Raw genomic sequence first — 13,335 nt, 5'->3', positions numbered from 1 at the left:
ATGTTGGACTCCATTGGTCTGCGCCGTCTGGGTCGGACCGTGCTCGTCGCAGCAGGCATCGCTGCGCTTGCAGGCACGTCTGTCGCGTTTGACAACATGTCGGCCGAACAACGCGCGGCGCTTGAAGTCGCGCAGGCCGAAGCCAACGAAACGGCCGACGAAGCGGGCAGTGAAGACGCCGCGGCCGATGCCGGTGGCGAACGCACGATTTTCGATGGCGTCTATACCGCCGCGCAGGCCGAACGCGGCCAGGGTTTCTTCGGCTCCGATTGCGCGTCGTGCCATTCGAACACGGCACGCGGTTCCTCTGCGGCTCCGGGCCTCATCGGCTACACGCTCGACAACAAATATGCCGACCGGCCGCTCTTTGATTATTACGATTACATGCGCGCCAACATGCCTCCGGGCAATGCCGGCTGGTTCACCGATCAGGAATACGCCGACATCGTCGCCTATCTGCTGCAGCTGCACGGCGCGCCCGAGGGCGATACCGAACTCGAAGGCACCGACGAAGCGCTTGCGGCCATTATGGTCGTGCCGACCCCGTAAGGCCGGTTTCGATCAATCGATTTGAGGGAAGTCGGAGGGCCGGCTTCCCCATAATGCAGGGCAACCTGCTCTTTAGAGGGAGTGAGGCATTGGCTTCTCATCTTTTGAAACTCGTCCTTGCGGGGACGACGGCGCTGGGACTGGTGTCGACCCCCGCGCTTTCCCAATCCGACATCAACAGCCTGGCCCCGGTGACCGACGAAATGTTGGCCAGCCCGGACGATGGCGACTGGCTGGCCTATGGCCGCGCGGTGGACAATTACCGCTTCAGCCCGCTCGAACAGATCAACGATGAAAACGTTGGCTCCCTGCAGATGGTCTGGTCGCGCGGCCTCGAGGCCGGCCCGATGCAGTCTTCGCCCATCGTTTATGACGGCATCATGTTCATCGCCAATCCCGGCGACACCATCCAGGCGCTCGACGCGGTGACCGGCGATCTGATCTGGCAGTACCGCCGCCGCCTGCCCGATACCAACACGCTTCACTCGCTCGGCGACCGCAAGCGCGGTATCTCGATCTATGGCGACCATCTCTACTTCATGAGCTGGGACAACTTCCTCGTCGCCCTCGACATGAAGACCGGCCAGCTGGCTTGGGAAGTCGATCGCGGCCAGGGCACCGATCTCGTGTCCAACACTTCCGGCCCGGTCGTCGCCAATGGCGTGATCATCGCCGGCTCGACTTGCCAGTACTCGGCGTTCGGCTGCTTTGTCTCGGGCCACGACGCCGAAACCGGCGAAGAACTCTGGCGCAACACCTTCATCCCCCAGCCGGGTGAAGAAGGCGACGAAACCTGGGGCAACGACTATGAGTCGCGCTGGATGACCGGCGTCTGGGGCCAGATCACCTATGATCCCGAACTCGACCTGGTCTTCTACGGCTCCAGCGCCGTGGGCCCGGCTTCCGAAACCCAGCGCGGCACGCCTGGCGGCACGCTTTACGGCACCAACACCCGCTTTGCGGTCAACCCGCAGACCGGCGAAATCGCCTGGCGTCACCAGACCCTGCCCCGCGATAACTGGGACCAGGAATGCACGTTCGAAATGATCGTCGCCGATACCGACGTGAACCCGAGCGAATCCATGGACGGCCTGCGCGCTATCGGGGCGAACGCTTCGGGTGAAGGCCGCCGCGTTCTGACCGGGGTGCCGTGCAAGACCGGCACCATGTGGCAGTTCGATGCCGAAACCGGCGAATTCCTGTGGGCACGCGATACCGCCTACACGAACATGATCGAAAGCATCGACGAAGAAGGCATCGTGACCGTCAACGAAGACGTCATTCTCGACGAGATCGGCGTTCCGGTTGAACACTGCCCGGCCTTCCTGGGTGGTCGTGACTGGCCGCCCTCCGCGTTCAACCCGAACACGGGCATTTATTACATCCCGCTCAACAATACGTGCCAGATCTCCACGCCGCGCGACAACGAACCGACTGCACTCGACGTTTACAACGCCGATTCCCAGTACACGCTGCCGCCCGACGAGACCAATGTCGGCCGTATCGACGCCATCGACATCGCGACCGGTGAGACCCTCTGGAGCTGGGAACAGCCCGCTTCGCAGTACTCACCCGTGATGGCCACGGCCGGCAACCTGCTGTTCACCGGCGGTGGTGACCGTTACCTCAAGGCCTTCAACGCCGAAACCGGCGACATGCTGTGGCGTTCGCGCCTGGCGTCGGATGCCTCGGGTCACGCCATCACCTACGAGGTCGACGGACGTCAGTACGTCGCCATTCCGGCAGGTCCGGCAGGCTTTTCTTCGGCGCTCATGATCGCAGAAGGCAATGTCGACCAGGGTGGCACGAACTCGGCCATCTACGTCTTCGCTCTGCCTGAGCAATAAGCCGAGCGTATAACGAACCGGGCTCCAGCGGTCTGACGCTGGAGCCCTATTCATGCCGGGTCCCGGCATGGGCGGACCCAACGGGAGGAGAAACCGCCTGTGAATTCCAAAGCTTTCCGTACCGGAACTCTCGCGCTGGCGCTCAGCCTCATGGCCGGCGCAAGCCTTGCCCAATCGGTCGAGATCGTCCCGCGCGAACTCTATACCGAGCGCATGCGTCAGGAAGGCAACAAGCTCATCTTCTGCGTCAATCCGCAGGGAGTACTGGCCCAGTTCGAGCGCGACCTGGCCGAAGCGGTGGGGCAGAGCCTTCTGGCCGACGTCCAATTTTATGAAATCGGCGAACGCGATTGGCCAACCCGGCCCCTGCCCTACGATTATCGCCTGATGCTGGACGAGCAGCAGATGTTCATCATGCTGGCGCAGGAATGCGACGGCTTCATGGGTTTCCTGCTCTCTCCGAGCAATCCGGCGTGGCTTTCGGTGACCCGTGCCTATCTGAGCGCCCGCACCGTGCTTGCGACCCATGGCGAGGATGCGGCATTCGCCGAAGTTCCCCATGGCGAAACCATCGGGGTTCGCATGATGGCGGCGGGCGACAACAGGCTGATTCAATATCTGGCGGCCCAGCCCGACACCGAAAGCTGGAGGCGCACGCCCTATCCGGACAATGAGTTGCTGCTCGAACGGCTTGCCGATGGAACCGTCGCGGCCGGCATGATCTGGGAATACGGCCTGTTCGGTGCGACCGGCGGCGACCCGGTCGCGGCGGGCTATTCCTATACCTACGACCTGCCCTTTCCCGTCGACCCGATCGAGATCGGCATCGCGACGCGGTCTGAAGACACCTATCTCAACGGCCTTCTGTCCGACGCCATCGCGGCGCTTGAAGCCGACGGAACAATAGACGATCTTCTCAGACAGAACGGGCTGACCGACAGCTCCGGGGGTTGACCGGTATGACGGTTGTCCCTTTCGAATCGTCCTGCGGAAAGGGAGCGCATCGATGTTCGATCTGAGCTTCCTGCAAATGCTCTCGCGCGCCATCGCCATCGTGATCGTGCTCACGGTCATGGGCTTTTCGGTCGCCGCGTTTGCCCGTCTGCTGGGCGACAAGGGGGCGGTCTACGACGCCAAGCTCACGCCCAATCCCTTTGTTCACATCGACATTTTCGCGCTCGCCGCCGGGATCGTGGGACGGGTCGGCTGGGTGCGCCCCATCGCCATCGATCCGGCCCAATGCCGTGGCGGGCGGGCCGCGCCGGTCGTCGTCGCGATCGCTTCACTGATCGTGGTTTTTCTAATGGGCCGACTGGCCCTGCAGCTTCTTCCCTGGGTGGCCGTCTCCTGGCCGTCGAGCAGCGCAGCCTTCGCCGATTCCACCCTGCGCACGCTGGTCGACGTCGCGGGCTGGACGCTGGCCGCCAACCTCATTCCCCTGCCCCCCTTGCTGGGTGGATATCTGCTGCAGGCTTTGGCGCCCAAAGCCCATGGATGGTTGGTCAAGCGCCATTTCTTCATCTCGATCGCGCTGCTCGTGCTGGTCGTTCTCACCTATCGCATGCTGCCCGCATCCGTGCTGGGCGAGGCGGCGCGGTTTTTCGGGGCCCGTTGAGCCATGGCCCAAGCCACAGCCCCTTTCGATCCCATCATCGATCCGCTCAACAGGGTGGTGGCGCGCCGCCGGTTGCGGGCGCTGGCCCGGCTGGTGCTCGCATGCATGGTTTCGATCCTCGCCACTCTTGTGGTGCTCGCCCTGGCGCGGCGCGCGGGATATGGCATCGACCCGCTGCCAATTGTGCTTGGCGTGGGCGTTTTGACGGCGGCCATTGCCGCGACGCTGGCCTGGAGAGGACGGCGGACCACCGTCGAGGAAGCCTTTTTCATCGATCGCTCGAGCGGGTTCGGCGAGGCCTATGGGACCGCCGTCGAACTCGCCGCGCGGCCCGGAAGCGCATCGGCGCCGGTTCCTACCCAATTGATGGATGCTGTGCGCGCCCGGGCCGGAACGATCGCCCCCGCCCGGCTCGTCAAAATAGTGACGCCCGGCTTCGTCCTCGCGCTCTTCGCCGCTGTCGGCCTTGCGGCGGCCGTCTGGTGGATCGCCGGCCAGCCGGTTCCCTCGCCCGAGGAGATCGCCATCGAGACGACAGCCCCGGCCGAGCCCGCCAATGTGGAAACCATCTCCACCATCGCCCAGATGCTGGCCGACGACGCGCAGGACCGCGAAGATCCCTTGCTTGACGCCATCGCCCGCACGCTGGACGAGCGCGCCCAGGCCGCGCGAATGGAGGGGCTGACCCCCGAACTCCAGCAGCAGATCAACGACCTGCTCGATCAGGCCGCAGCCGCCTATGGCGAGGATACGCCGCGCTGGCTGGGCGATTCCGAAGGCATGCGGCTGGCAGAGCTCGAGGACGCGCTCGCGGCGATGGAAGCCGCCGCCATGGGGGCCGCGCCGACCACCCTGCCGCCCGACCCTAACCGGACGACATCGAACGAAATCCTTGCCTCGGAAGAGGGACCGGGACTTTACGATGCCCGGCCCGAACTGGCTGATCGCTATGCCGATCGGGCGGATGACGAGGTGATGGGAGCGGGTGGAACACCCACCTCGGACCAATTGCCGACCGATCTTGGCGATAGCGCCTCGCCCACCCAGGGGCCGGCGCTGATGGAGCCGCAGCGGCTGCAATCGATCGGTTCGATTCCTGTGGGCGCGGCGCTCGATTCCGGGCGGGGCCTGTCCAACGCGGCGGGGCTGGGCGAACAGGACATCCAGGCCGATGATGCCTTCACCCAACTCGGCGCCGCGCCGGGGGAGGACATGGTGGTGAGCGCCGAACCCCAGGCGGGCGGCAGCCGTATCCGCATCGAGATCGTCCCCCAGACAGCGGAGGAGGGCGTCAGCGGGGCGGCCAATGCCATAGGCGGTCAGACCGGGGCGGGTTCGACAGAGCCGGTGGCGCGCGACTTCGTACCCTCGAACGCGCGCGATATCGCCGCGCGCTATTTCGAGCGCCTGGACCAGTGAGGCGCGTTTTGACCGTATGATCGGATTTGCGGCCCCCCTTTTTGCGGCATTGGCATTGACCGCCGGCTTCATCTGGTTCCTCCACAGCCGGCGCGAATACCGCCATGTGGTGCCCAGCCTGATGCTGTGGCGGCAATTGCAGACCCATGCCGGCCTCAAGCCCAAGGCGCGGCTGATCCCGCCCATCACCCTGCCGCTGGTGCTCCAGATTCTGGCGGTGGCGCTACTGACGGCGGCGCTGACCCAGCCCTTCTGGGGCAATCGCAGCGTTCCCGACCATCTGGTCGTCGTCATCGACACCAGCGCGGCCATGAGCGCCCGCGAGGGGAATGTTTCCCTGTTCGAGATAGCGAGGGACGATCTGGTGGCCGATTTTGGCGGCAACGGCCAGCGGGCGCCGCAAAGGCTGTCGGTCGTCGCCGCCGGCCCCCAGCCGGCCTATAGTGCGGCGCGCTGGGCGTGGGAGGACGGACGACTCGAGGCCGCGCTGGCCGATTTGCGCCCCATCGGTGGCACCAATGATTGGCGCGAAACGTCGCGATTGGTCTCACGCCTTACGCGGGACGGTGAAACCACCGAAGTGCTGGTCGTGGGCGCAGAGCCCGTTCCCGGCATTTTCAGGGAAGCGCTGGCCGAGGTGACGGTGACCGAACGGGTGCTGGCGGTGCCGGGCCTCGACGCTGGACTTTCCGGACAATTGACGCTGTCCGATCCGGAAGCCGCCCGTTGGACCCTTGCCGGCGAGGCGACAATCCGCGACGAGCGCGAAAGCCTGACGATCACCGTGCAATACGCCACCGACATGGCCCGCACGCCGCTCGACTGGGGCACGATCGAGATCGAACGCGATCCCGAAGGGGGCGGCACGATCGCCTTTTCCGAGGAGCTGGAACTGCCCGGCCCGGGCATCGTCACCGCGTTTATCGAAAGCGACGCGACACCCCAGAACAACCGCCTGCGCTTTGTCGCCGAAGCCGCGCCGCAAAGTCTCGATATTCTCTATGTCGGCGATGGCGAGCAGCCGTTGCTGAGGGCGCTGAACGCCGTCGAGGGCGTGCGGCTTTTCCAGGACACCGCGCTCGGCGCCACCGCCGACGAATTCGGGCTGGTGATCCTTGAGGGTTCGGAGGCGAGCGAACCGCCGGCCACCAATTTCATCGCCATCGAAACCAGTGGCGAGACCCTTGCCGATCCCGACCCCGACTATTGGAACGCCGATCATCCCCTCTCGCGCGATATCGACTGGTCGGCGCTAAGGATTGCCGAAGCGGGTGGGCTCGATATCGGGGCGGATGAAACCGTGCTCCTTTCAGCCGATGGCGCGGCACTGATCGCGACCGGCGCGACACCGGCGGGCCGCAAGCTGCGGATCGGTTTCGACCTGACGGCCAGCAACTGGCCCGAGAGCACCGGGCTCCCGGTGTTCGTTTCCAACCTCATCGCCTGGATGGGGCAGACGCCCGGAACCGCGACGCCGGCCAGTTGCACAGTGGGATCGGCCTGCCCGATCGACGCGCGCCTCGCAGGTGAGCCTCTGGTCAACCTCGAAGCGCCGCGCCCCGATGCCCAGCGCGTGCCCGATGGCGAATTTGTTCCCACCGAAACCGGCCTGTTCCGCGTCGGTCAGGGCGCGCTTACCCGCCTCGTTGCCGTCAATCCCGCGCCCTTCCCGCCGGCGAGCGATGCAGAGCCAGCCCAAAGCGCACCGGGCCTGCCCGAGGGGCTGGCGATCTGGCTGGTCGGCGCCGCCCTTGTCGTCCTTGCCCTCGAGGCGGTGTTGACAGCGCGGCGGCGCCATTGGCTGCCGCGTCTGTCCGTCCTGCGTGTCCTCAGCCTGGTTCTTCTGGGTGCGGCGCTTTTCAATCTGCCGTTGCCCTGGCTGAACCATCGGACGGACCTCGTGCTGGTCATGGCCGATGCCGGCGAAATCGCAAGCCCAGCCGGCCCAGGCCTGGGGGCACCGGCCATCGGTGCGCTGGGGGCCGGACCGCAGGCCCGCGTGCTCGCCGATCTGGGCGACGCAACGAGCGCCGGGCCCGATATCCTGCGCGTCACCCACACCGCCGATGCCCTCAATCTTGCCGCCGCCATGATCCCGCCAGGGCGCGAGGGTCATATCGTTCTGGCCGGCGACACGGCACGGGACCCCCTGCTCGATCGGCTTTTCGCCGAACGCGGCATCGTCGTCGATTATCTCGACGCACCGCTGCCCGGCGATGGCGAGCTTTACGTCCGGCGCCTCGACATGCCCGAACAGGTGCTATCGGGCGAGGCCGTGCCCCTCACCGCCCTCGTCCACAGCACAGCCCCGCAGACGGTCAATATGGAGATCGTTTCGGGGGGCGAGGCGGTCGCCAACCAGGATATCGAACTCACGCCGGGCCAGAACCGCATCGAGGCTGTTCTGCCCGAAGTCGACGCCGATGGCGGTCTCATCGAATTGCGGCTCGCGGGCAATGACGCCTTTCCGCAAAACGATTCCATTGGCCAGATCCTCTCGGCCGCCCCGGTGCGCCCCATCGCCGTGATCTCCGCCGACCCCGCCCATGGACAGGCCTTCGCAGGGCTTCTTTCCGATCAGGGGCTCGAAGCCGAAGTGTTCGAACCGGCCCGCGCGCCCTATTACCTCAAGGACTGGCTCGGCTTCGGCGGCATCGTGCTGGTCAATACGCCAGCGCTTTCGCTCACGACATTGCAACAGACCCTCATCGAAACCAGCGTCTCCCAATATGGCACCGGTCTTGTGATATTGGGCGGCCCCAACAGCTTCGGCCCCGGCGGCTATTTCGGCACGCCGCTTGAAACCCTGTCGCCCCTTTCGAGCCGCGTGCCCCAGGACGCCCCCGAAGTGGCCATGGTGTTCGTGCTTGATCGTTCCGGTTCCATGCAGCAGCCCGTGGGCGAGGGCAACCGGCTCGACGTCGCCAAGAGCGCGACGGTCGCCGCCACCCAATTGCTCAACCCCCAGAGCCAAGTGGGCATCATCGCCTTCGACGCCGAGGCGCGCACGCTGTTGCCGCTGACCCGGCTGGCCGATGCCCCCGATGCCGTGGAAAACGCGCTCGAAGGGTTCGACCCCGGCGGCGGCACCGCGATCTATCCGGGTCTGGTCGAAGCCTATGAGATGATGGCCGGGCTTGATGCCCCTGCCAAGCATCTTGTTGTGATGACCGACGGGCTGAGCCAGCCGGGCGATTTTCCCGGCATCGTGGGCCAGCTGCGCGCCGAGGGCATCACCGTATCGGCCGTCGCCATCGGCCAGGGCGCCGATACCAATGTGGCGCGCACCATCGCCGAACTGGGCGGGGGCGCGGCCCATATCACATCCGATTTCGCGGCGCTCCCCTCGATCCTCTCGCAGGAAGCCATGCTTTTAGCCTCCCCCATCGAGGAGGGCGCGACCCAGCCCGTCTGGCAGGATCGCAGCGCGAGCTTCCTTTACGCCCTGCCCGACCCTCTGCCCCCGCTCGCCGGCTTCGTGGGCACCACGGCCAAGCCCGAGGCCCAGCTTGTCGCCACCGCCGCCAATGCTGACGGCGAGGACATGCCCGTGCTGGCCTATTGGCGCTATGGCAACGGCATGGTGATGGCACTTTCGACCGATGCGACCGGCCCCTGGTCGGAGGCCTGGCAGGTCCTGCCCCAATATGGCGCCCTCTGGAGCGATGTCCTCTCCCGGTTCCAGCCCACGACGCCCCGCCCTGGCTTGACGCTTTCCACCCAGGGCAATGGCGATTATCTCGACCTGCGGGTGACAGCGCTCGACGCCGAGGGCCTGCCGCTGACCGGGCGAAGGATGACCGCCACTGTGACCGCTCCCGATGCCGAGGCGGGCGAACCCATGGCGCTGACCGAAATTACGCCCGGCCAATATCAGGGCCGGCGCATCCTCGACGCCACCGGCCGCTACGATTTGGCCGTCGACCAGGGCGACGACGCCGAGCCGGTCGAGAGCGCCTATTATCATTCCTACGATCCGCGCTACGATTTCTCCCGAGCCGGGGGCGCAGCCGCGCTGGCCGAAGCGACCGGAGGCCGGGCGATAACCCCCGACGAGATCGAAACGCTGGGAGCCGGAGTGACCCTGGGCATGCGGCACCAATGGCCAATATGGGTTCTTGGCGCCTTTGCCCTATTCTTGCTTGACCTGACCCTCCGCTACCGCGGATTTTCGGCCCGCCGCAAGGCCGGGTCCGGCCCAACCGAACCCGATGCCTTGCGCCAAGGAGGACCATCCCGATGACCGCGATTTCACCCCAAACCCCGGACAAGGACGGCGCCGCGCAATTGAGCGCCCTACGCGATGCGCTGGCCCGCACCCGAACCAGCATCGCAACCACGGTCATCGGGCAGGAAACCGTCGTCGATTTGATGCTGATCGCACTGATGGCCGGCGGGCACGTGCTGCTCGAGGGCCCGCCGGGCGTGGGCAAGACGCTGATGGTGCGCTCGCTGGCCAGGGCCGCCGGGCTCACCTTCTCGCGCGTGCAGTTCACCCCCGATCTCATGCCCGCCGACATCACCGGCGCCTCGGTGCTGGTGCCCAATGCCGATGGGCGCACCCAGCTCGAATTCCGCAAGGGCCCGATCTTCGCCCAACTGCTTCTGGCCGACGAGATCAACCGCGCCACCCCGCGCACCCAATCCGCGCTGCTCGAAGCCATGCAGGAGGGCACCATTTCGGCTGGTGGCACGACGATGGACCTGCCCCGGCCCTTTTTCGTCCTCGCCACCCAGAACCCCATCGAAATGGAGGGGACCTATACGCTCCCCGAAGCCCAGATCGACCGCTTCCTGTTCCGCATCGACGTGCCTTATCCGTCCGAAGAGGTGCTCACCAACATCCTGACCGCAACCACGGGCACCGAGCAGGCCGACCTCATCCAGGCCATGACCGGCGAAGAGATCATCGCGCTCCAGGGCCATGTGCGCTCGGTGCCCATCGCCACCGCCATGCAGCAGGCCATCGCCCGCTTCTGCCTTGCCACCCAGCCCAAAGGCGGCGCCACCGACAAGGACGTGGCGCGCTATATAAGGTTCGGCGTCAGCCCACGTGGGGCGCAGTCCCTCGTGGTCGCAGGCAAGGCCCATGCCTTCATGGCCGGCCGCAATCACGTCTCGGTCGCCGATCTGCGCGCCGTGATGCTGCCGGTGATGCGCCACCGCGTGCAGGTCAATTTCGAAGGCCGCGCCGCCAATGTGGACGTCGACAAATTGCTGCTGCGCCTCTTCGACCAGACGATGGACAAGCTCTGATGCGTCCACCCGCCGCCCTGCTCGAGCAATTGACCACTTCGCGCCTGCTGCCCGCCTATGCCCAGCCCTCGGTGGGCACGGGCGAAAGGCGGTCGCGGCGCAAGGGGCCGGGCATGGAATTCGTCGACCACCGCCCCTATCGGGCCGGCGACGACACGCGGCACCTCGACCCCCATCTTTTCGCGCGCACCGGCGACTATGTGGTGCGTGAATATGCGCTCAACCAGCAATTGCCGGTGACCATCGTCATCGATCCGTCCGCATCCATGGGCGGCAGGGAACCGAGCAAATTCACCCAGGCGCGGCTGATCGCCCAGCTTCTGGGCTTTGCGGCGCTGGCGGGCGGCGATCAGGTGCAGGCGGCGATCCCCACCCCCATGGGCAACAGGCTCTCCCCGCGCTGGCACGGGGCGGCGCGCGCCGATCTGATGTTCGACTGGATCGGCAAGCTGCCGGTCGGCGGCGCCGAGAATTTCCGCGACGCCCTGCGCACGCTCAACGAAAATCTCGCGCCCAACGGTCTCGTCATCGCCATCAGCGACTGGTGGCAGGACGATCTCAAGCCGGCGCTCGATACACTGTTTGCCGCCGGCCAGGAAGTGCTGGCCATCCAGATCCTCTCGCCCGAGGAAATCGACCCGCAAGCCATGCCCTCGGGCGTCGTGACTATCGAGGATTCCGAAAGCGGCGAAGAAATCGAACTAGTTGTCGACCGGACGCTGCTCGACCGTTACCGTGAGGCATTCGCGCTTCGCCAGGAGGAGTTGCGCGCAGTGTTCAACGCCAAGCATTGGCATTTCGTCACGGTTTCCGCACAGGACGATCTCGGCCAGTTATTCATGCGCACCTTCCGCGCCCAGGGAGTTCTTTCATGAGCGCCGCTATGCCCCAGACGGCAGACAGCCAATCGGCCATTCTGGTCGAAAACATCTCCAAGCGTTTTGGCCGGGTGCTGGCGCTCGACGACATTTCGCTCGCCGTGCCAGAGGGTGATATCTTCGCGCTGCTCGGGCCCAATGGCGCGGGCAAATCCACCCTGATCGACATTTTGTGCACCATCACCCGCCCCGATGGCGGCCGCGCCGAGGTGGCGGGGATCGACGTGGTGCGCCAGCCCCTGCGCGCCCGGCGCAACCTGGGCGTGGTGTTCCAGGAAACCACACTCGATACCCGGCTTTCGGTGCGCGAAAACCTCGATTTCCATGGCTTGGTCTATCAGATGGGCCGGGCCGACCGTCGCCGCCGCATCGACGAAATGCTCGAACTCGTCGAGCTTTCCGATTGGCGCGAGGCTGTGGTGCGAACGCTGTCCTCGGGCATGCGGCGCCGGCTCGAAATCGCCCGCGCGCTGATGCACCAGCCGCGCATCCTGTTTCTGGACGAACCGACAGTGGGGCTGGACGCCCAGTCACGGGCCCGCATCTGGAGCTATCTCGAAACGCAGCGCAAAAACAATAACCTCACCATAGTGGTCACCACCCATTATATCGAGGAGGTGGAAAGCTGCGATTCCATCTGCGTCATCGACCACGGCAAGATTTTGGCGCGCGGCACGCCGGACTCCCTCAAATCCGAATACGGCACGAGCCTGCTCCGCGTCACCCCGCGCACGCCGGAAGCCCATGCGGCGCTATTGGCGCGCTATCCGGGCACCATCGAGGGCGCCGAGGGGCAATTGCTCATCAAGCTCGAAGCGGCCACCAGCGCCGACGCGCTGCTGGGCGAATTCGGCACGCAATTGCGCCAGGTTACCGTCGATCAGCCGTCGCTCGAAAGCGTGTTCCTGGCGCTGACCGGCCGCGATCTGCGCGAGGCACCTCCGGCTCCGGCAAAGAAGGGGCGACGCGGATGACGCAGGCCCCGCCCAGATCGAACACTGTCCGCCGCGTCGAAGGCGAGCCCGGCCCATGGGTCGTGGCGGCCTCGCGCGTAGGCTTTCTGGTTCTGATCGTGCTGCTGTGGTGGATCGCCTCGATCAACGTGGCCCGTTCCATCATCCCCTCCCCGCTCGCCACGATGGAAGCTGCCGGACGCCTGCTTTCGGACGGGCAGTTGCAGGACGCAGTGCTCGCTTCGCTCTCGATCTATCTTTCCGGATATGGCCTGGCGATCGCGCTGGCCATTCCGCTGGGGGTGGTCATGGGCGCCTTCAACCTTCTGGGCCGGACACTGGAAATCTACGTCTATGCCCTCTCGGCCACCCCGCGCGTCGCCTTCATTCCGCTGGTGATCGTCATCCTGGGGCTGGGGTCGGAAGCCAAGGTGTTCATCGTTTTCCTCGGCGCGGTGATGCCGATCCTGATCAACACCTATGCGGGCGTGCGCCAGTCCGATCCCGAACTGATCGAGATGGCGCGCTCGGTGGGCGCCGGCCGGTTGCGCATCTTCACCCGCATCGTCCTGCCCGGCGCGGTGCCCTATATCATCGTCGGGCTGCGGCTGGGCGCGACGATCGGGCTGATCAATACAGTGGTGGCCGAACTCTATACCGCCGTGCGCGGCCTGGGTGGATTGCTGGCCATTTACGGGAACACGTTCCGCATGGCTGAATATTTCGTCATCGTATTATCATTGGCCGCTATCGGTGTTGTTGTAACCGAAGGCCTACGTTTTGCCGAACAGCGTCTAGGGCGCTGGCGGCGGTAACAA

10 protein-coding genes are annotated in these 13,335 nt (G+C 65.6%); all 10 read left to right on the top strand.

What is annotated here, in order from left to right:
• The 10 genes from V4T21_RS05055 to V4T21_RS05010 all read left to right on the top strand — a co-directional run bounded on the left by V4T21_RS05055 (nucleotide 1) and on the right by V4T21_RS05010 (nucleotide 13,332).
• On the top strand, nucleotides 1–549 hold the full coding sequence (locus tag V4T21_RS05055; protein WP_332713928.1) for a c-type cytochrome: 549 nt from the start codon (nucleotides 1–3) through the stop codon (nucleotides 547–549).
• Between the two features lie 89 nt (nucleotides 550–638).
• A complete protein-coding gene (locus V4T21_RS05050) occupies nucleotides 639–2,396 on the top strand; it encodes a pyrroloquinoline quinone-dependent dehydrogenase (protein ID WP_332713926.1) in 1,758 nt (585 codons plus the stop codon).
• A 99-nt stretch (nucleotides 2,397–2,495) separates the two neighbouring features.
• Nucleotides 2,496–3,350 (top strand): substrate-binding periplasmic protein, encoded by an 855-nt coding sequence (locus V4T21_RS05045; protein ID WP_332713923.1) that lies wholly within the window; start codon nucleotides 2,496–2,498, stop codon nucleotides 3,348–3,350.
• Nucleotides 3,351–3,402: 52 nt separating this feature from the next.
• Complete coding sequence (locus V4T21_RS05040; protein WP_332713920.1) at nucleotides 3,403–4,011, top strand: zinc metalloprotease; 609 nt, start codon at nucleotides 3,403–3,405, stop codon at nucleotides 4,009–4,011.
• A 3-nt stretch (nucleotides 4,012–4,014) separates the two neighbouring features.
• Nucleotides 4,015–5,430, top strand: a complete 1,416-nt coding sequence (locus V4T21_RS05035) for a hypothetical protein (protein WP_332713917.1) — start codon at nucleotides 4,015–4,017, stop codon at nucleotides 5,428–5,430.
• Nucleotides 5,431–5,446: 16 nt separating this feature from the next.
• A complete protein-coding gene (locus V4T21_RS05030) occupies nucleotides 5,447–9,673 on the top strand; it encodes a VWA domain-containing protein (protein WP_332713914.1) in 4,227 nt (1,408 codons plus the stop codon).
• Entirely contained in the window at nucleotides 9,670–10,686 is a 1,017-nt protein-coding gene (locus V4T21_RS05025) for an AAA family ATPase (protein ID WP_332713911.1), read from the top strand. Before V4T21_RS05030 ends, V4T21_RS05025 begins: the two co-directional genes overlap by 4 nt.
• Nucleotides 10,686–11,561, top strand: coding sequence for a DUF58 domain-containing protein (locus V4T21_RS05020; protein ID WP_332713908.1), 876 nt, complete (start codon nucleotides 10,686–10,688; stop codon nucleotides 11,559–11,561). Before V4T21_RS05025 ends, V4T21_RS05020 begins: the two co-directional genes overlap by 1 nt.
• Nucleotides 11,558–12,538: an ABC transporter ATP-binding protein gene (locus tag V4T21_RS05015; RefSeq protein WP_332713905.1), complete on the top strand. Its 981-nt coding sequence runs from the start codon at nucleotides 11,558–11,560 to the stop codon at nucleotides 12,536–12,538. Before V4T21_RS05020 ends, V4T21_RS05015 begins: the two co-directional genes overlap by 4 nt.
• Nucleotides 12,535–13,332, top strand: a complete 798-nt coding sequence (locus V4T21_RS05010; RefSeq protein WP_332713902.1) for an ABC transporter permease — start codon at nucleotides 12,535–12,537, stop codon at nucleotides 13,330–13,332. The genes V4T21_RS05015 and V4T21_RS05010 overlap by 4 nt, the downstream gene beginning before the upstream one ends.
• Nucleotides 13,333–13,335 lie beyond the last annotated feature (3 nt).

Source organism: Pelagibacterium mangrovi, assembly GCF_036662815.1.
Lineage (GTDB): Bacteria > Pseudomonadota > Alphaproteobacteria > Rhizobiales > Devosiaceae > Pelagibacterium > Pelagibacterium mangrovi.
The sequence above is the reverse complement of the archived record's forward strand: the minus strand, read 5'-3'. Positions and strand labels throughout refer to the sequence as shown.

Coding starts and splice junctions, on each gene's coding strand:
- V4T21_RS05015 (WP_332713905.1), top strand. CDS start 11,558: ATGAGCGCCGCTATGCCCCAGACGGCAGACAGCCAATCGGCCATTCTG.
- V4T21_RS05025 (WP_332713911.1), top strand. CDS start 9,670: ATGACCGCGATTTCACCCCAAACCCCGGACAAGGACGGCGCCGCGCAA.
- V4T21_RS05020 (WP_332713908.1), top strand. CDS start 10,686: ATGCGTCCACCCGCCGCCCTGCTCGAGCAATTGACCACTTCGCGCCTG.
- V4T21_RS05055 (WP_332713928.1), top strand. CDS start 1: ATGTTGGACTCCATTGGTCTGCGCCGTCTGGGTCGGACCGTGCTCGTC.
- V4T21_RS05010 (WP_332713902.1), top strand. CDS start 12,535: ATGACGCAGGCCCCGCCCAGATCGAACACTGTCCGCCGCGTCGAAGGC.
- V4T21_RS05030 (WP_332713914.1), top strand. CDS start 5,447: ATGATCGGATTTGCGGCCCCCCTTTTTGCGGCATTGGCATTGACCGCC.
- V4T21_RS05035 (WP_332713917.1), top strand. CDS start 4,015: ATGGCCCAAGCCACAGCCCCTTTCGATCCCATCATCGATCCGCTCAAC.
- V4T21_RS05040 (WP_332713920.1), top strand. CDS start 3,403: ATGTTCGATCTGAGCTTCCTGCAAATGCTCTCGCGCGCCATCGCCATC.